14 protein-coding genes and 1 pseudogene are annotated in these 18,267 nt (G+C 71.0%); 7 read left to right on the forward strand and 8 right to left on the reverse strand.

The features are described from left to right. The first annotated feature begins 69 nt into the window (after positions 1–69). Together JK364_RS50415 and JK364_RS50420 are read left to right on the forward strand one after the other, a co-directional pair. The gene (locus JK364_RS50415; RefSeq protein WP_201858212.1) at positions 70–1,383 is read left to right on the forward strand and encodes an ABC transporter substrate-binding protein; all 1,314 of its coding nucleotides are present in this window, start codon (positions 70–72) and stop codon (positions 1,381–1,383) included. Positions 1,384–1,386: 3 nt separating this feature from the next. Then, a complete protein-coding gene (locus JK364_RS50420) occupies positions 1,387–2,730 on the forward strand; it encodes an enolase C-terminal domain-like protein (RefSeq protein WP_201858213.1) in 1,344 nt (447 codons plus the stop codon). Between the two features lie 46 nt (positions 2,731–2,776). On the opposite strand, the gene JK364_RS50425 is transcribed toward JK364_RS50420, so the two are convergent. Both JK364_RS50425 and JK364_RS50430 read right to left on the reverse strand, forming a co-directional pair. Continuing rightward, the gene (locus JK364_RS50425) at positions 2,777–3,754 is read right to left on the reverse strand and encodes a LacI family DNA-binding transcriptional regulator (protein ID WP_307841666.1); all 978 of its coding nucleotides are present in this window, start codon (positions 3,752–3,754) and stop codon (positions 2,777–2,779) included. A 75-nt stretch (positions 3,755–3,829) separates the two neighbouring features. Next, positions 3,830–4,507 carry a TetR/AcrR family transcriptional regulator gene (locus tag JK364_RS50430; RefSeq protein WP_201858215.1) on the reverse strand — a complete coding sequence of 226 codons (678 nt, stop codon included), beginning with the start codon at positions 4,505–4,507 and terminating at the stop codon, positions 3,830–3,832. A 160-nt stretch (positions 4,508–4,667) separates the two neighbouring features. Here JK364_RS50430 and JK364_RS50435 point away from each other — a divergent pair, with 160 nt between their 5' ends. After that, positions 4,668–6,176, forward strand: a complete 1,509-nt coding sequence (locus JK364_RS50435; protein WP_201858216.1) for an MFS transporter — start codon at positions 4,668–4,670, stop codon at positions 6,174–6,176. On the opposite strand, the gene JK364_RS50440 is transcribed toward JK364_RS50435, so the two are convergent. Next, the gene (locus JK364_RS50440; RefSeq protein WP_307841669.1) at positions 6,075–6,542 is read right to left on the reverse strand and encodes a FadR/GntR family transcriptional regulator; all 468 of its coding nucleotides are present in this window, start codon (positions 6,540–6,542) and stop codon (positions 6,075–6,077) included. The two genes, JK364_RS50435 and JK364_RS50440, sit on opposite strands and share 102 nt — an antisense overlap. Before the next feature lie 14 nt (positions 6,543–6,556). Between JK364_RS50440 and JK364_RS56450 the strand changes: the two are divergent. After that, positions 6,557–6,658: pseudogene (locus tag JK364_RS56450) on the forward strand (ATP-binding cassette domain-containing protein); the annotation flags it as partial. A 1,196-nt stretch (positions 6,659–7,854) separates the two neighbouring features. Then, positions 7,855–10,227, forward strand: coding sequence for an AAA family ATPase (locus JK364_RS50455; RefSeq protein WP_230993797.1), 2,373 nt, complete (start codon positions 7,855–7,857; stop codon positions 10,225–10,227). Positions 10,228–10,320: 93 nt separating this feature from the next. Here JK364_RS50455 and JK364_RS50460 read toward each other — a convergent pair whose 3' ends face one another. The 4 genes from JK364_RS50460 to JK364_RS50475 form a co-directional block, all read right to left on the reverse strand. Continuing rightward, entirely contained in the window at positions 10,321–10,614 is a 294-nt protein-coding gene (locus JK364_RS50460; RefSeq protein ID WP_201858219.1) for a helix-turn-helix domain-containing protein, read from the reverse strand. A gap of 155 nt (positions 10,615–10,769) precedes the next feature. Next, a complete protein-coding gene (locus JK364_RS50465; protein ID WP_201858220.1) occupies positions 10,770–11,066 on the reverse strand; it encodes a hypothetical protein in 297 nt (98 codons plus the stop codon). Then, the gene (locus JK364_RS50470) at positions 11,063–11,824 is read right to left on the reverse strand and encodes a site-specific integrase (protein WP_201858221.1); all 762 of its coding nucleotides are present in this window, start codon (positions 11,822–11,824) and stop codon (positions 11,063–11,065) included. Before JK364_RS50470 ends, JK364_RS50465 begins: the two co-directional genes overlap by 4 nt. A gap of 143 nt (positions 11,825–11,967) precedes the next feature. Beyond that, positions 11,968–13,530 carry an MFS transporter gene (locus JK364_RS50475; protein WP_201858222.1) on the reverse strand — a complete coding sequence of 521 codons (1,563 nt, stop codon included), beginning with the start codon at positions 13,528–13,530 and terminating at the stop codon, positions 11,968–11,970. Positions 13,531–13,683: 153 nt separating this feature from the next. Here JK364_RS50475 and JK364_RS50480 point away from each other — a divergent pair, with 153 nt between their 5' ends. Further along, positions 13,684–14,433, forward strand: coding sequence for a TetR/AcrR family transcriptional regulator (locus JK364_RS50480; RefSeq protein WP_307841668.1), 750 nt, complete (start codon positions 13,684–13,686; stop codon positions 14,431–14,433). A gap of 90 nt (positions 14,434–14,523) precedes the next feature. Here the strand turns inward: JK364_RS50480 and JK364_RS50485 are convergent, their stop codons facing one another. Next, positions 14,524–18,054 (reverse strand): type I polyketide synthase, encoded by a 3,531-nt coding sequence (locus JK364_RS50485; RefSeq protein ID WP_230993791.1) that lies wholly within the window; start codon positions 18,052–18,054, stop codon positions 14,524–14,526. Between JK364_RS50485 and JK364_RS56455 the strand changes: the two genes are divergently transcribed. Further along, positions 18,037–18,267: hypothetical protein (locus JK364_RS56455; RefSeq protein ID WP_230993792.1), on the forward strand; the 231-nt coding region annotated here is incomplete at its 3' end. The two genes, JK364_RS50485 and JK364_RS56455, sit on opposite strands and share 18 nt — an antisense overlap.

Consider the following 18,267-nt stretch of genomic DNA (forward strand, 5'->3'; position numbering starts at 1 on the left):
AGTGGCAACGTTTGCAGTCATCCACAGTCATCCTCCGCCGTCCCCCGACCCACCGAGTGAAGGGCCGCGATGTCCGCAACACGCCGTCCCCCCACCCCCATCTCGCCCTCGCGCCGCCGGCTGCTCGCTTCGCTCGGCGCACTGGGTCTGGGCGCCGCCACCGCGGGGTGCGCCACGCCGAAGGCCGCCGCCGACGACGCGGTGACGCTCGGCTTCCAGTGGTGGGGCCCCGACGATCGCAACCTGGCCACCGCCAAGGCGCTGCGGATCTTCGAGAGCCGCCATCCGAAGGTCGAGGTCGAGACCTCGTTCACCGGGTACGACGCCTACTTCCAGCGGCTGGCCACCCAAGTGGCGGCCGGCAGCGGCCCCGACGTTCTGCAGATGGACTACTACCAGATGCGGTCCTACGCGGACTACGGGCTGCTCGCGAACCTCGACGGCCCCGAATTCTCCGCCCTCTCCCTGGACCAGGTGCCCGCCACCTATGTGAACGCCAACCGGTTGGGCGGCAAGCTGTACGCGGTACCGACGGGCCTCACGACGCAGGCCCTGTTCGTCGACCCCACCCTCTGGCGCAAGGCGGGGGTCGGCCTCCCGAAGAAGGGGTGGACCTGGGACGACCTGCTGGACGACGTCGGCCCGGCCCTGAAGCGGGCCGTGCCCGGTCGAAGCCCGCTCACCGATTTCGGCGGCTACAGCGAGTGCTTCAACGTATGGCTCGCCCAGCGGGGCAAGTCGATCTACAAGGCCGACGCCTCGGTCGGCTTCACCACGGCCGATCTCGCCGGATTCTGGGAGCTGACCTCGCGGCTGCGGGACAAGGGCATCTTCACCCCGCCCCACATCACCGCCTCCTACGACGGCTCGATCGAAAGCTCTCCGCTGGTACGGAAGATCTCCACGGCCGAGTTCAAGCTCACCTCCTCGGTCACGCCCTACTTCGAGGCCTACGGCGAGGTCGCCGCCGTGCCGTTCCCCACCGTGTCCTCCGGCGCCCCGCTCGGACTGACCGCGGGTGCGGGAATGATGTGCGTACAGCAACGCTGCCCGCACAAGCGGGAGGTCGCGCTGCTGCTGGACTTCCTGCTCAACGACCCCCAGGCGGGACGCGCGCTCGGCGTCGTACGCGGACTCCCGCCGAACCGGCCGAACCTCAACCGCCTCGCCCCCGGCTTCAGCAAGGGCGACCGCATGGTCTACGACTACGTCGAGGAATTCGAGAAGGACTTCGCGCCATCTCCGCTGCCTCCGCCCGGCTCCGACGAGGACAAGCTGGAGTTCGAGGGCGTCTACCAGGACGTGATCTTCGGCAAGCGGAGCGTACGGGCGGCGGCCGCCCACATGATGGAGAAGTACACCACGACCGTGCCACAGGGCTGAGCCATGATCATCCGTGAACTGCGGGTCACTCCCATCGCCTTCCGCGACCCCCCGCTGCTCAACGCCGACGGAGTACACCAGCCCCACGTCCTGCGCGCGGTCGTCGAGCTGGTCGTGGACGACGGCCGCGGTGGCGAGGTGACCGGCCTCGGCGAATGCGCCGGTCACGCCTGGCAGCTCGACTGGCTGACCCTCGCCGGCGCACATCTGGCGGGCATCCACGTCTTCGATACGGCGGCGGTCGGCCGGACCGTCCGCGCACTGCTGGCCGGCCGGGCGGACGGCGTCGACTACGGCACCGGCGCGCCTTGGCGGCGCTGGGCCGACCGCACGAGCCCGCCCGAATCACGCGGCCCCGCCCCGATTCCCGCGCCCGCCTTCGACGTACGGCGCGTCTACGCGGCGATCGAGGTCGCCTGCCTGGACGCACAGGGCAAGCTGTCCGGCGTACCGGTCGTCGACCTCCTGGGCGGCCGGGTGCGCGACGCGGTCCCCTACAGCGCCTACCTCTTCTACAAGTGGAAGGAGCACCCGGAACGGAACGGTGCTCCGGCGATCGGGGACGACTGGGGGGCCGCCCTGGACCCCGACGGCATCGTCGCCCAGGCGCGGCGCATGGTGGACCGGTACGGGTTCCGCTCGCTCAAGCTCAAGGGCGGGGTCTTCCCGCCGGACGAGGAGATCGCGGCCATCCACGCGCTGCGGGCGGCGTTCCCCGGGCATCCGCTCCGTATCGACCCGAACGCCGCGTGGACCCTCCAGACCTCCCTGGCCGCGGTTCGCGAGCTCGAAGGCGTCCTCGAATATCTGGAGGACCCGGTGGCCGGGGTCGCGGACATGGGCGCCCTCGCCGCGCACACCTCGATCCCGCTCGCCACGAACATGTGCGTGAACTCGCTGGAGACCATGCGCCCCGCCCTCGACCACGGCGCCGTGCGGATCGTGCTGGCCGATCACCACTACTGGGGCGGGCTGCGGGGCACCGCCGCGCTGGGCGACGTGTGCAAGGCCGTCGGCTGGGGCCTGTCCATGCACTCGAACTCGCACCTGGGTATCAGCCTCGCGGCCATGACCCACGCCGCCGCTGCCACCGAGGACCTGGCCTACGCGTGCGACACCCACTACCCGTGGAACGCCGCGGACGACGTGGTGGCGCCCGGCACCCTTGCCTTCACCGACGGAGCCGTGGAGGTCCCGCGCGGCCCCGGGCTCGGGGTCGAGCTGGACCGCGCCGTACTCGACCGGCTGCACGCCACGTATCTGGGCCTGGGACGCGAGCACCGGAACGACAAGACCTACCTGAGGACCGTCGAGCCGGATTTCGATCCGACACTGCCGCGCTGGTAGCAGCCGCTCCGCCGGCGAACGTCGCCCCGCCGGTGGCCGAGGTCTCTCACTCGACCTCGGCCGTCGACCCCCGTACCACCAGATGCGTCTCCAGCACCCGCTGCATCGGCTCCGCTCCGTCCACCGCGGGCGTGCCCAGGATGCGGGACAGCAGATCGACGGAGGCCCGCGCGGCGTACGCCTTCGGCACCGACACCGTGGTCAGCGGCGGCGCGGCCATCCCGGACAGCGCGATGTCGTCGCAGCCCACCACGCTCATCTCGTCCGGCACCCGCACCCCACGCGCGGTGAACCGGCTGATCAGCCCGAACGCGACGATGTCGTTGAACGCCACCACCGCGCTCGCCCCGCTGGCGAGCACCACGTCGGCGGCCCCGGTGATTCCGCCGTCGAACTGCGGGGCCACGCTCCCCACATGCACGATCTCGACCTTGCCCGACTCCGCCATCGCCTCGACGCCCGCCGCCCGCTCCCGCGCGGCCCATGAACTGCGCGGACCGCCGACGTACGCGATCTTGCGGTGGCCCAGTGCGTGCAGATGGGCCACCGCGTCGGTCATGCCCGCTATCAGATCGGCCGTGACGCTCGCGAAGCCGGGCTCGCGGCGGTGCAGCAGCACAGTCGGCTTGTCGACGAGTTCGTCCAGCGACCGCAGCTCATCGCCGCTCAGCTGCGGGGAGACCAGGACAAGGCCGTCCACCTGCGGGGCGAGGGTGCGGATCGCGTCCAGCTCCAGGGCCTCGTCCCGTTCGGCGTCGGACACGAACACCGAGTAGCCCAGGCCCCGGGCCCGGGACTGCACCCCCTTGCAGCACTCCGCGAAGAAGGGATTCAGCAAGTCCGGGACGATCACTCCCAGTTGGCCCGTACGTCCCGTGATCAAGCCTCGCGCCGCACGGTTGGGCTGGTAGCCGAGCCGGTCGGCGGCGGCTCGTACACGCTCGCGCGTCGTCGGGCTCACCGTCCCGCCGGGCGCCAGCGCCCGTGACACCGTAGAGGGGGAGACCCCCGATGCCCTTGCCACGTCCCGAATCGTCACCTGCACGACCCGAGGTTGGCACCCCTTTCCACCAGCGTCAATCAAGATCGACCACGAGGCTCAGCGGCGACTGTCCGAACCCGTGCCGAGCAGTCCGTTGACCACGAGCGTCGCCAGCGATTCCGCGGTGGCCGTGAGCTGTTCCGGCGAGGAGGCCTCGGACCGGCCCAGGCGCCTCGCCAGAGGCACCTCCACCATTCCCGAGATCGGGGGGATGATGGCGAAGAACAGCACGTCCATCGGGATGGGCGCCATACGCCCGGAGGCGACGAGCCGATCGATGCTGGGCACCAAGGTCTGCAAGGTCGGGGCGATGTAGTGCTCGTACAGGTAGTCCAGCCGCTCGGTGTCCAGGGTGAATTCGTTGACGAAGAGACGTCCGATCAGCGGCGCGTCCGCCGCGGTCCGGTAGAAGCCGGTGATGGTCTGCCGCAGCAGCTCGGCATCCTCGAGTGACTCGTCCACCTGCGGGATACGCGCCAGCTGCGCCCCCAGCGCCTGATCCACCACCGCCCGCCAGAAGGCCGCCTTGGACCCGTACCGGTCGTTGATGAAGTTGTGACTGACGCCCAGACGTCGAGCCAGCTCGCGCGCGGAGGCGCCCTCGTAGCCCAGTTCCGCGAAGGCTTCGAGCCCGCGCAGCAGGATGCTCTCCCCCTCGGGTACCACGGGTGTGCCCGCGCCAGGACGCCCCGGCCGTCGAACGGATTCGGCTCGCGCTGCCACCACTGCCTCCATTGCCACGTACTCGTTCCTGGGTGCCATGAACAGCTTACTTGACACCTGTCAGATTCAAACTAATCTGACAGGTGTCAGAGGTCGTGACGAGCTCCGCCGACGCAGCCATCCGCACCGCGCCTCCGGCCTCCCCCCTTCCCCCGTCTCTGGAGTTGTCGTCATGCCCCGACCCCTCGCCGACGCATCCGCCGGCGCGGCCGTCACGTCCCTCTCCTCCGCCGACGCACCGCCCCGCCATCGCTGGTGGATCCTCGCCGTCATCGGCCTGGCCCAGCTCATGGTGGTGCTGGACGCGACGATCGTGAACATCGCCCTGCCCTCGGCACAGAAGGACCTGGGGTTCTCCGACGGGGACCGGCAGTGGATCGTCACCGCCTATGCCCTCGCCTTCGGCAGCCTGCTCCTGCTCGGCGGCCGCATAGCCGACCTGTTCGGCCGCAAGATGACCTTCCTCGTCGGGCTGGCCGGCTTCGCCGGGGCCTCCGCCCTGGGAGGCGCCGCGGGCAGCTTCGAGATACTCGTCGCCGCCCGCGCCGCACAGGGCCTGTTCGGCGCGCTGCTCGCCCCGGCCGCCCTCTCCTTGCTGACCACGACCTTCACCGACGCCAGGGAACGCGCCAAGGCCTTCGGCGTCTACGGCGCCATCGCCGGTGCGGGCGGTGCCATCGGCCTGCTCCTGGGCGGTGTGCTGACCGAGCACCTCACCTGGCGCTGGACCCTCTACGTCAACCTCGCCTTCGCCGCCGTCGCCTTCATCGGCGGCGTCCTGCTGCTGCGGCGCGCCACCCGCGACACGACCGCCACCATTGACCTCCCCGGCGCCGTCCTCGTCTCCGCCGGTCTGTTCGGCCTGGTCTACGGCTTCTCCAACGCCGAAAGCCACGACTGGGACTCCCCGGCCACCTGGGGCTTCCTCGTCGCGGGCGCGGTGCTGCTCGCCGCGTTCGCCTGGTGGCAGACCCGATCCGCACATCCCCTGCTGCCCCTGCGCGTCCTGCTCGACCGCGACCGCGGCGCCTCCTTCATCTCCGTACTGATCACCGGCGCCGGAATGTTCGGCGTCTTCCTCTTCCTCACCTACTACCTGCAGCAGAGCCTCGGCTACTCGCCCATCAAGACCGGACTGGCGTTCCTGCCCATGGTCGCCGCGCTCATGCTCACCTCCGCCCTCGCCTCCACCGTGCTGGTCCCCCGGATCGGCCCCAAGACGGTGGTGCCGCTGGGCATGGGCACCGCCGCCGCGGGCATGGCCTGGCTGACCGCCCTCGACCTCCAGAGCGGCTACACCACCGACATCCTGCCTCCGCTGGTCGTGGCGGGACTCGGCCTCGGCCTGGTCATGGCCCCCGCCATGAGCCTGGCCACCGCCGGGGTGAGCGCCGAGGACGCCGGTGTCGCCTCCGCCGCGGTCAACACCATGCAGCAGGTCGGCGGCTCCCTGGGCACCGCCCTGCTCAACACCCTCACCACCAGCGCCGTCACCGACTACCTGGACGGCAAGAATCCCAGGGACCCTGCCGTCCTGGCCCAGGCCGGCCTGGAGGGCTACTCCACCGCGTACTGGTGGTCAGCCGTCTTCTTCGCCGCCGGCCTGATCATCAGCGTGATCCTCTACCGGCGCGGCACACCCGCCCAGGACCCCGACGCGGCACCCGTGGTCCACATGTGAGGCCTCGGAGGGCCGGAGGCCGTACCGGCCCTCCGGCCCCCGGCCCTCCGGCCCTCCTGACCCGCGCACGATGCGCAGCAGCCCGCGTTCTTCCAGGACGCCGAACGCCTGGCGCAGGACGTTGCGGCTGACCCCGAAGACTTCCGAGAGCTCCCGATCCGCGGGCAGCGCGTCACCGGGTCGCAACCGTCTGACTTCCACCAGTTCGAGGATGCTGTCCACGACCGTCTCGTAGAGCCTCCGCGACCCGGGGCACAGGCTGCCCCGGCCACCGCCGCGTCCGCGATCGAGATTCGGGACGTACCCAAGAGCTTCGGCTCCATCGGTGTCCTGCGCGGAATCGACCTGCGGATCGAACCGGGACAGGTGGTCGCCCCCTGGCGCAGTTGTCCGACGGGCAGCAGCAGCGCGTGGCGATCGCCCGCGCGCCGGCCATGCGCCCGTCGGTGATGTTGGTCGACGAGCCGACCAGCGCCCTGGACATGAACCCGCGATGCCACGCCGGCAGGGTGCCGGGCGTGGCCATGAATACCCCACGCCACCGGTAGCGGGGTATCAGGCCCGACAGCGCAACCGGCCGGCCCTGGCGTCACCTGCAGCGACGGCTTTTCGAGCCCCGCAGGCCACCTCACACCGCCCCGCCGCCCTTGTCGTGGACGCGCTGCGGATGGCCCACGGCCGGGCCGCACCGCGGCCCGGCTGCATCACACACAGCGACCGCGGCAGTGAATACATCTCGGCCGAATTCCGGTGTGTAATAAGGGAGTTGAGACTACGGCAAAGCCGCGGACGCACCGGATCGTACTTCGACAATGCCGCCGCGGAGGGTTTCCGGGCCCTGCTCGAGACGCTTGGCTACCTCACACCAGCTGAGATCGGACAGCGGCAGCAACATGCACTCGCAACACAGGAATCGAGTGTCCAAAATCATGGAAAAGCTTCAGTCAACAGGGGAAAGATTCAGTCAAGACGTCCACCCGGGAAGGGAGTTGCGTCGCTGCCGCGCGAGGCCCTGCCCACGGTGCGGGCGATGGGCATCACCGCACAGATCATCGTCCGCGCCGACTCCGCGCATTTCTCCGCCAAGGGTCCGTCTTCCACGCCAGAGCGAGGAAGACGGCGCCATCCGCCGCCGCCTGATCCACATCCCGGCGCGCATCGCAACCAGCGCTCGCCGCATCATCCGCCACCTGCCCTAATGCCGGTGCGGGAAAGCGGACTTCGCCGACCTGTGGACCGCCGCCGGCCACCGTCTGCGCACCTGAAACGGCAGTGGTAGTTCCGGTGTCCGTGCCGGTCGGGGGCCGCTTGGGGGATGAGTACGGCCACCGCGATGATGATGCAACCGATGCCCGCAATTCACACGGCGATCGAGGCTGAGTGCATTATCACGATGCGCGACAATAGATCATGGAATAACCTGCATGGACGCGGCCTTTCGATGGAAAACGCTACGGACCGCAACCGAAACAATTCAAGATCATTCCCGCACTCGCCCAAGTTAAATCCGAGTATCGGGAGTCCAGAGCAGTGATCGCAAGCACTGAGATAGCTTCACATGTGCGGACATCGGAGCTAGGATCTTGTGCGGCTACAGGCATTGACACGGGGTGTTTTGACGTCGCTACGAAAAGTAGCGACAGACGGGGGACTTTTCAGGATGGCTCCTGTGGAGTACATGGACGCGCTCTCTCAACTCAGAGAAATATATCGAGAAACGTCCGACGGTAATGCAGGCATATTCCTCGTTCGCGGTGGGATGGCGAGCGGTAAAACCAGACTTCTCTACGATTTCCTGCTGAATTCGCGGGACGCGGGGGCGCTCACGTTAATTGCGCACGGCTCCCAGGTTGAGCGCACGGTCCGCGGCGGGGTGATCGAGCAGGTCCTGCGCGGCGGCGGGCTGGGCATGGACGCCAGCATGGACGCATGCGCCGACGACGGCAGCGCCGACCGGCTGGTCCAGCGAGTGTGCGAGCGGCTGCTGGAGGTGTCGAGGGAACGCCCCGTCGTCATCGGCGTGGACGACGTGCATTTCGCGGACGACGTCTCCCTGCAAGCGCTGCTTCATCTGCACCGCCGCATCCACGGGACGCGCATACTCGTGGTGCTCAACATGTGGGAACGATCCCGCCCGACCATGTCCTTATTCTGCGCCGAACTGAACCGGCGCCCCGTCCACACGCTGCGGCTCGCGCCGATGTCGCGGGACGCGGTCGTCGAGCTGACGGCCGGTTCGCTCGGCCGGCAGACGGCGCTGCGCATCGCGCCGGTCTTGATGGAGCAGAGCCGGGGAAACCCGCTGCTGGTGAACGCGCTGGTCGAGGAATGGAGCGTCGACCGGGTCGGCAAGGACGGGCCGCCGGAGCCGGGAACCGAGTTCGGGCTTGCCGTCCTCGGCAGCCTGCACCGCTGGGAACCGGAGCTGCTGGACGTCTGCCACGCGCTGGCCGTGCTCGGCGAGCACGCCACGGAGTCGCTGCTCGTCCAGCTCGCGCAGGCGCCGCCGGAGTACGTCACCGAGGTCATCGAGATCCTCGACGCGGCGGGGTTGCTCGCCGACGGGCAGTTCCGGCATTCCGCCGTCCGCCTGGCGGTCCTCGGCGACCTGGCCCCCCACGCGCGCTCGGCCATGCACCGGCACGCGGCTGAGCTGCTCCAGCGGCGCGGCGTGTCCGCGACCGACATCGCCGAGCACTGCCTCGCCGCGGGCGGCATCAGCGGCCCCTTCCAGATAAGGACCCTGCGGGAGGCCGCCCGGCAGGCGCTCGCCACCGACCGGCCCGCGCGGGCCCAGCGCTACCTTGAGCTCGGGCTGGCGGCCTGCGACGACGAGCAGGAGCGGTTCGAGCTCACCAGGGCGTGCGCCGAGGTCGCCTGGCGGGTCCACCCCTCCACCGCCGCGTACTCGTCCGCGGCGGTCCTCGACCGGGACCTCGCCGCCCTGACCAGCCGGGATGCAGTCACCGTGGTCCAGCGCTCCCTGTGGCACGGCGAGTTCGGCGCCGCCGCCCGGGTCCTGGCCCGGCTCGGGGAGTCCGGCGTCCTGCCGGAACCGCAGGTCTCAGCCGAGCTGCGCCTCACCCTGCACTGGTACTACGGCGCCACCGTCGACCGTTCCTGCGGGCCGGTCGACATCACGGCGCTCGGCGAGCACTGGACGCCCGCCGACGACCCGTGGACCGCCATCGCCGACTCCCTGAGCACGCTGTGGACCGGAGCCGACAGCAAGGAGGCCGTGGACAGCGCCGAACATGTCCTGAGGAGCTGCCGGCTCGACGAGATCGGGCTGGAAGTCCTGGCCACCGCACTGCTGACCCTGGCGTACGCGGGTGAGGGCGACGAGGCGGCCCGCCAGTGCGACCGGCTCATCGACGAGGCCGTGCGGCGCGGCGGCGTCACCTGGCAGGCGCTGCTGCGCGCGGTCCGCGCGGAGATCTCGCTCGCCCAGGACGATCCCGGGTCGGCGACGACGCAGGCGGTTCAGGCGCTGCGGCTGCTGCGTCCCGGAGAGTGGGGGGTGCTCATCGGGTATCCGCTGACGTGCCTGCTGTTGGCCGACGCGGCGCGCGGGCGCGCCGACGCGATCGCCGAACCGCAACAGCTGATCGTTCCAGAGACAATGTTCGACACCGTCATCGGCCTTCGGTACCTGCACGCCCGCGGGAAGTACTACCTGGCCACAGGGCATCTGCTCACCGCGATCACCGACCTGCAGGCGTGCAGACAGATCATGCGCGACCGGGGCCTCGGCGCGCCCATGCTCGTGCCGGTCGACAGCGACCTCGCCGAGGCCCGGATGGCGCTCGACCGGGGTCCGCTCCGGGCGCCGGAGCCGCCCGTCCTGAGCGACGCCGAGCACCGGGTCGCGGTGCTGGCCGCCGACGGCCACTCCAATCGGGAGATCAGCCGCAAACTCTGGATCACCGTCAGCACGGTGGAGCAGCATCTGACGCGCGTCTACCGGAAGTTGGAGGTAAGCGGCCGGCCGCAGCTCCAGGACCGGCTGGCCCGCTGGTCGTCGGTCGGGGTCCAGCCGAGGGGCGCCTGACGTGCCGGCCCGCGGCTGGTGCGGTGCGGCGCGCGCGGACGGGTCGCGCCGACCGCCCCGTGGTCAAGAACGCGGGAGGCTCCGTTTCTCGCGTCACTCGGGCGAGGACCCCTCCCCCGGCTTGCTGATCGGCGCGGGGCGGCCCGTGCGTTCCGGCGGGGCCCGCGCCTTGTGGGGTTCGGGGATGAGCAGCTCCTGGATCCCGCGGTCGAGCACCGCGCAGATGATGTCGAGGTCGGCGAGCTTGATGCCGGCCGGCTCTCCGGACCACAAGCTCGGCATCTTCCCGGCGCTGATCCGCAGGCCGTGGTCGGCGAGCATCCGCCGCAGCTCGCCGGACTTCCAGATGGCGCGGTTTGCGGCGGCCGGCCGCAGGTTCCCCTTCACCGTCGCAGCCCTCCCGGCCGGCCACGCACCCCGTGCCGCCCGTCGGACCGGGGATCCTCGACGCGGTTCCGGATCACGCGGGACTCCCGGACGGCGGGGTCGGCGGCCGGCGGCCGGCTCGACTCAGGCGTGCCCGAGCAGCGCCTGGATCTCGGTCAGGTCCCGCCCGGCGCGCAGGAGGCGCACGACGCAGTAGTACCGGAGCGCGTGCGGGGTGACGGGCTCGGCAACGCCGAGACCGTGCGGGCGGCCCTGGCCGAGACCGTGCGGGCGGCCCTGGCCGAGACCGTGCGGGCGGCCCTGGTGAGCGCCGCCCGCACGATCTCGGCGCTGTCCGGACCCCTGCGCTCGGACGGCAGCGGTGGCGCGCCCAGGGGCGCGGGGTCGGCTCCGGACCGGCCCCGGACGTCCTCGACGAACCGCGGCAGCGTCGCCGCCGCACCGGCGGTCATCGGCACCACACGCCCGTGCCTCGCGGCGTGCGCGCCGCCGCCCTCGGACGCGGGCGCGAAGCACGGCCGCGGGAGGCGGCCGTCGAGCCGCACGCGGCCGGGGCCGGTTCCGGCCCCGCGGGAGGGGCCGGAACCGGCGGCACGGCCCCCTGCGGGGGACAGGGGGCCGTGCGCTGGGAAATATGGCGTTCTCCGTGGGGTCCCCCGCCCCAGCGGATGTCGGACAGGGTGAGGGCGCAGACCTCGCCAATGCGCAGGCCGAGCTCCCACCTCAGGCGGCAGGCGGTGTGGTTGCGCGCCGCCGCGAGCCCGTGCGTGCGGCAGGTGGCCAGTTCCTCGCGCCGGCCGGCGAACAGGGACCGCATCCGCTCGGTGGAGGGCGGCGGGCGGAGTTCCGAGCGGCGGACGTCGGCGGGCTGGCCCGGCCCGTCGACAGGGCATTCAACGGGCCAGCCGGTCAGCGACCGGACCTGCGTCCGGTATCGGAGGCCGAGGAAGAGGAAGTAGATCCCGATCGACCGCGCGCTGCGGAGGCGGGCGCCTCGGGAGGCACTGCTCAGCACCATCCCCAGGTTCAGTACGGCGTCCTCGGCCCCGAGGTCCCGGAGCGACCGGCCGCACCACGCCCTGGTCTGCTCCGGGCAGGTCACCTCGGAGCCGGTCGTCCGGTCGGACAGGCCGACGGCCGCCCGGGCGAACACGGGTTCGGCGGGTATCTCTGGCTCCAGCTTCTCGAGCGTCTCCGGCAGGGGTGTCAATGGGCCCTTTCGCACTACCGCCAGGCTCAAAACCCATCCCTCCTCTTTCCTCTTTCTCGCGCCGCCCACGAACGATCCGCTTCGATGGCCCCGGTTCTCGGACTTCACGAGGCCCGCTCGGGTTCCCCGCGGGCCGCCCGCGTTCACTTTCCTGCGACCGCCGCGGCGTCCCCCTCCTGCTGCCGCTTCGCCGCCGAGACGACGGGGACGCGGCGCAGCAGCAGACCGACGCCGACCGCGCAGGCGGCGACGACGCCCATGCCGGTGATCGCGGCGACGTTCATCCCCTGGACGAACGCGTCTCTGGCCGTGGCCAGCAGGTCGGCCCCGCCGCCGGGCAGGTGGGCGGCGACCGCATCGGCGCCGGCGAGCGTGCTGCGCGCGGAGTGGACGGCGTCGCCCGGTGCCCCGGCGACGGTGACGTCCGCCATCTTCTGGTGGTAGACGGCGGCGCCGACGCTGCCGAGGATGGCGAGGCCGAGGGCACTGCCGAACTCGTCGCTCGTCTCGGTGATGGCGGACGCAGCGCCCGCCTGCTCCTCGGGAGCGGAGTTCAGCACGAGGTCGGCCACGATCGGCCCGGTGATCATCACTCCGGAGACGACGGTGCCCGCCCCGACCAGCACGAGCCACAGATGCGAGTCGGCGGTGATCCGGGTGACCACGACGAGCCCGACGCCGATCACCACGAGCCCGCCGATGAGGATCCGCGCGGGGGGCACCTTGGCCGACAGCGCGACCGACGCCACCATCGCGAGCATCAGCGCGGGGAACGCGCTGAGCGACCAGAGCGCGGCCTCCAGCGGCCGCATGCCGAGGACGAGTTGCAGGTACTGGTTGGAGAACAGGCTGATGCCGGTCAGCGTGAACGTCGCGATGATCTTCACCAGGACGGACGCGCTGAACATCGGGGCGCGGAACAGCCGGACGTCGATCAGCGGGGACGCGTGGCCGAGCTGCCGGAGCACGAACAGGGCGCCGAGTACCAGTCCCACGGCCAGGCTGCCGACCGCGAGGGTGCTGTAGCCGTCGACCGCGAGTTTCTTGATCCCGTAGATCGCGGCGAGGACGCCGCCGAGCGACAGGGCGGCTCCGAGGAGGTCGAACCTTCCGACGCGCGGAGGCCGGAACTCCGGCAGCAGGATCGGGCCGAGGACGAGCAGCAGCACCATGATCGGCCCGTTGATGAGGAAGACCGACCCCCACCAGAAGTGGTTCAGCAGCAGGCCGCCGATGACCGGGCCGAGGACCGCGCCCGAGGTGAGGGCGCCAGTCCACATGCCAATCGCGGCCTTGCGCTCCTTCTCGTCGCGGAACATGTTGCGGATCAGCGCGAGCGTGGACGGCATGAGCGTGGCTCCGGCGAGTCCGAGCAGCCCGCGCGCGGCGATGAGCATCTCCGCGTTGGGCGCGTAGGCGGCCACCACCGAGGCGCCGCCGAACGCCGCGGCGCCGAGCAGGAGCAGGCGGCGGCGCCCGATCCGGTCGCCCAGCGCCCCCATCGTGATCAGCATCCCGGCCAGCGCGAAGCCGTACATGTCCATGATCCATAACTGCTGGGTACCGGACGGCTCGAGCTCGGCACTGATGAACGGCAGCGCGAAGAACAGCACGCCGATATCCATGGAGATGAGCAGGCAGGGCAGGACGAGGACGGCCAGGCCGATCCATTCTCTTGAACCTGCCTTAAGGCTCGTGTCAGGCATATGTGTCCCACCTCTCAGGTTGCTGTGCCAGGCTGCGAGAGTGGCACTGATTATGGCGCATACTTTTTAGTATGGGCCGCATACAGTTGCTTGACGTATATAGTGCACACAGAAGAGGGTGGATCGTCAACCCCGGACAGCGAAGGGGGATCTGTGAGAGAGACCGACGGTGCGAAATTGCCGGCTGCCATCGAGGCGGTCTGGGGGCTGCGCGAGCGTCCCCAGAAGGGTCCGAAACCCGGGCTGAGTCTTGAGCTCATCATCGGCGGCGCCGTCGCGATCGCCGAGGCGGAAGGCATCGGCGCGGTCTCGATGAACCGGGTGGCCGTGGACCTCGGTGTCACCACAATGGCGCTCTACCGCTATGTCGGCTCCAAGGACGAGCTGCTCGTCCTGATGACCGACGCGGCGTTCGGCGCTCCGCCCGACCTGGCGGCCGAGCCCGGCGGCTGGCGGTCCGGGCTGACCCGCTGGTGCCGGGCGCTGCTGCACGTCCAGTGCAAGCACTCCTGGATGCTGCGGATCCCGGTCAACGGCTACCCCACCACGCCGAACCAGCTCGGCTGGCTGGAGACCGGTCTCGCCTCGCTGGGCGACACTCCGCTGAACGAGCACGAGAAGCTGTCGGTGATGCTGACGCTCTCCGGCTTCGTCCGGATACAGGCGACACTGGCGTCCGACATCGACGACTACACCCGGGCGACCGGCACCGCCGCCGACGAGGCGCCCGCTTCCTACGCCCGGGTGCTGGAGAAGCTCGCGAGCCCCGAACGCTTCCCCGCCCTCAACGCGGTGATCGCGTCCGGCGTCATGGACAGGCACGACGAGCCCGACACCGAGTTCATCTTTGGGCTGGAACGATTCCTCGACGGAATCGAGCTTCTCGTGCGGGAGAAATCCTGACGTTCTCGGAAAGGAAGGCGTTTCCGGAAGGAAAATGGAACCTCCCGGGGACGGAGGTGGCCGTAGCTCGCGGCCCCGTCCCCGGGGAGGTCAGCCGGAGAGTCCGAGCTCGTTGTCGAGGATGCCGAACAGTTCCTCGGCGGTCGCCTCGTCCAGCTCCGGCCCGGACGCGTCCGGTACCGCGAAGAACTCCGTGTGCAGGTACTCGGCGACCGCCGCCACCGTCGGGTAGTCGAAGATGAGGGTGGGCGGCAGCCGGTGCCCCGTCACGGCGGTGAGCCGGGTCCGCAGTTCCAGGGCGGTCAGCGAGTCGAACCCGATGTCCAGGAATCCCCGGCCGGTGTCGACCGCGCCGGACCGCTCGTGCCCGAGCACTGCGGCGGCCTGCGCCCGCACCTCGTCGAGCAGGGCGCGCCGACGGTCGGCGTCGGCCCGTCCGTCGAGCCGTTCCCGCAGCCCGGAACGGGCGGCGGCGTCCACGCCGGCGCTCGCCGAGCGGCGTGCGGACATGGGCGTGAGGCCGCGCAGCAGCGGGGGGATCTCGCCGGTGCGGGCGCGGAGCGTGGCGTGGTCCACCCGGAGCGGCACCAGCAGCGTGTCGTCGCGGCCGAGGGCGGCGTCGAACAGCTCGAGGGCGTCGTCCACCGGGATCGGCGGCAGGCCCTGGCGGCGCATCCGGTGCCGGTCGGCATCGGTGAGCATCCGCTCCATCCCCGCACCGCTCCACAGCCCCCAGGCCTGCGACTGCGCGGGAAGCCCCGCGGCGCGGCGGTGCGCGGCCAGCGCGTCCAGGAACACGTTCGCCGCCGCGTACGTCGCCTGACCGGCCGCCAGCACCATGCCGCCGGCCGAGGAGAACATCACGAACATCGCCAGGTCGGCGGTGGCGGTCAGATCGTGCAGATGCCACGCCGCGTCGGCCTTCGCGCTCATCACCCGCCCCAGGCCGACGGGCGTCTGCGTCTGGACCAGCGCGTTGTCGATCACCCCGGCGGCGTGCACGATCCCGGTGAGCGGATGCTCGTCCGGAACGGCGTCGAGGGCTTCGGCGAGCCCGTTCCGGTCGCCGACGTCGCAGGCCAGAATGGTCGCCTCGGCGCCCAGCGCGGCCAGCTCCGCCCGGAGTTCCGCCGCCCCGGGCGCCGCCGGCCCGCGCCGGCTCAGCAACAGCAGCCTCCGGACGCCGAACCGGGCGGCCAGGTGCCGCGCGACGACCGCGCCGAGCCCGCCGACACCGCCGGTGACCAGCACGGTCCCGTTCCCGTCCAGGCGCGGCGGGGACGCGGCCGCCGCGACCGCCCGCGCCAGCCGCGGTACCAGCACCCTGCCCTCGCGCAGCGCGCATTCGGGCTCCGCGAGGCCCGCCACGGCGGGCAGCAGCCGCGCCGACTCCTCGCTCCCATCGACGTCCACCAGGACGAACCTGCCCGGGTTCTCGGCCTGGGCCGCGCGGACCAGGCCCCACACGGGCGCCGCGCCGAGGTCCGCGTCCTCGCCCGGGGCGGTCGACATGGCACCGCGTGTCACCACGACCAGCACGGACTCGGCCCGTTGCTCGTCCCCCAGCCATTCCTGGAGGGCTCCGAGCGTACGCTCCGCCGTCTCCCGTGCGCGCGTGGGCACGTCCCCGGAGAGCGTCTCGATCTCCAGGACGGTGACGCCGGCGGTGTCCCCGCCGGGCTCGCCAGGAGGGACGCGGTCGGCGGGCAGCGGCGACCAGGTGACCCGGTACAGGTCGCCGCCGCCCGCGCGTCCGGCGCCCAGTTGGTCCGCCGTCACGGGGCGGCCGGCGAGCGACCGCGTGGACAGCACCGGCCGCCCGATGCCGTCGGCCACCTCCACCGCGACCGTCCCGCGCTCCCCCGGCGCGATCCGCACCCGAAGCACCGAGGCCCCGGTCGCGTGCAGCGCCACGCCCGACCAGGCGAACGGCAGGACCGTCGCCCCGGACGACTCGCCATCCGCGACGAGCCCCGCGTGCAGCCCCGTGTCCAGCAGCGCGGGATGCAGCCCGTACCGCTCCGAGTCGGCGTCGACCGGGGCGGGCAGCGCCACCTCGGCGAAGACCTCGTCCCCGCGCCGCCAAGCCGCCCGCATCCCCTGGAACGCGGGCCCGTAGCCGTAGCCCTGGTCGGCGAGCCGATCGTAGAAGCCGTCGAGCACCATCGGGCTCGCGTTGGGCGGCGGCCACTCCGCGAGGTCGAAGCCGGGCGGGACGGCGCCGGAGACGAGCGACCCCTCGGCGTGCAGGGTCCACGGCAGATCGTCCGCGGTCTCGTCCTGCCGCGAGTACACCTTGATCGTGCGCCGCGCGGTCTCCCCGGACTCGTCCAGAACACCGACCACGACCTGGACCGACACCCCGCCCCTCTCCGGCAACGCAAGCGGTGCCTGGAGGATCAGGTCCTCAATGAGATCGCAGCCGACATGGTCGGCGGCGCGCATGGCCATCTCCACGAATGCCGTTCCCGGCAGTAGCACCGTCCCCAGGACGGTGTGATCGGCCAGCCACGGCTGCCCGTCCACCGACAGCCTCCCCGTCAGGATCGCCCCGTCCGAGTCCGGCCGGGCGATCGCGGCCCGCAACAGGGGATGCTCCACAGCCCGCTGGCCGATCCGCGAGACGTCGTCGGCGACCTGCGGCTTCAACCAGTAGGAGCGATGCTGGAAGGCGTAGGTGGGGAGGTCGATACGGCGGGCGCCGGTTCCGGCGAAGAACTTCTCCCAGGCGATGGGAACACCGTCGGCATGAAGGCGCGCCAACGCGGCGATGAGGGTCATCACTTCACCACGATCACGGCGAGAGGCCGGGACCACCGACGCGTCGTCGACAGTGTGCTCGACCATCGGGGTCAACGCCGCATCCGGACCCACCTCAAGAAACGTGCGCACACCCGCTTCCGCCACAAACGCGACCGCATCCGCGAACCGGACCGGACGACGCACCTGGCCCACCCAGTAGCGGACGTCGACCACGGTCAGCGGCTCCCCGGTCACAGTCGACACCACCGGGATCCGCGGCGACCCGAACGTCATGCCATCAAGAGCTCCGGCGAACTCCTCCAGCATCGGCTCCATCAACGCCGAATGAAACGCATGCGACACCGCCAACCGACGCGTCTTCCACCCCCTGCCCGCACACACCCCCACCACCTCGGCAACAGCCTCCCCACTGCCGGAAACCACCACCGACACCGGACCATTGACCGCCGCAACCTCCACACCATCAGGCAACAGCGGCACAACATCGCCCTCCGCCGCCTGCACCGCCAGCATCGCCCCGCCGGACGGAAGCGCCTGCATCAACCGGCCACGCGCACCCACGAGAACACACGCGTCGGCGAGCGAAACCATCCCCGCCACATGCGCAGCCGCAATCTCCCCCACCGAATGCCCAACCAGATAATCCGGCCGCACACCCCACGACTCCAACAGACGGAACAACGCCACCTCCACCGCGAACAAACCCGCCTGCGCCCACACCGTCTGATCCAGCAGACCCTTGTCGTCCCCCCACACAACCTCACGCAGCGAACCGTCCAACACACCATCGAACCCCGCACACACCTCATCGAACACCGCCGCGAACACCGGGAACGCCGCATGCAACTCACGACCCATCCCCAACCGCTGCGCACCCTGACCCGCGAACACCCACGCCGACAGACCATCAGCAGTCCCGAGCACGGCGTTCGCCGCGGGCTCACCGGCCGCCACCGCCCGCAGACCACCTACCAGCTCATCCCGGTCACGCCCGAAAACCACCGCCCGGTGCTCAAACGCGGAACGCAGAACCGCACACGAGTACCCCACATCAACCGGCTCCAACAACGG

Source organism: Streptomyces endocoffeicus, from assembly GCF_016741935.1.
In the GTDB taxonomy this organism is placed as follows: domain Bacteria; phylum Actinomycetota; class Actinomycetes; order Streptomycetales; family Streptomycetaceae; genus Streptomyces; species Streptomyces endocoffeicus.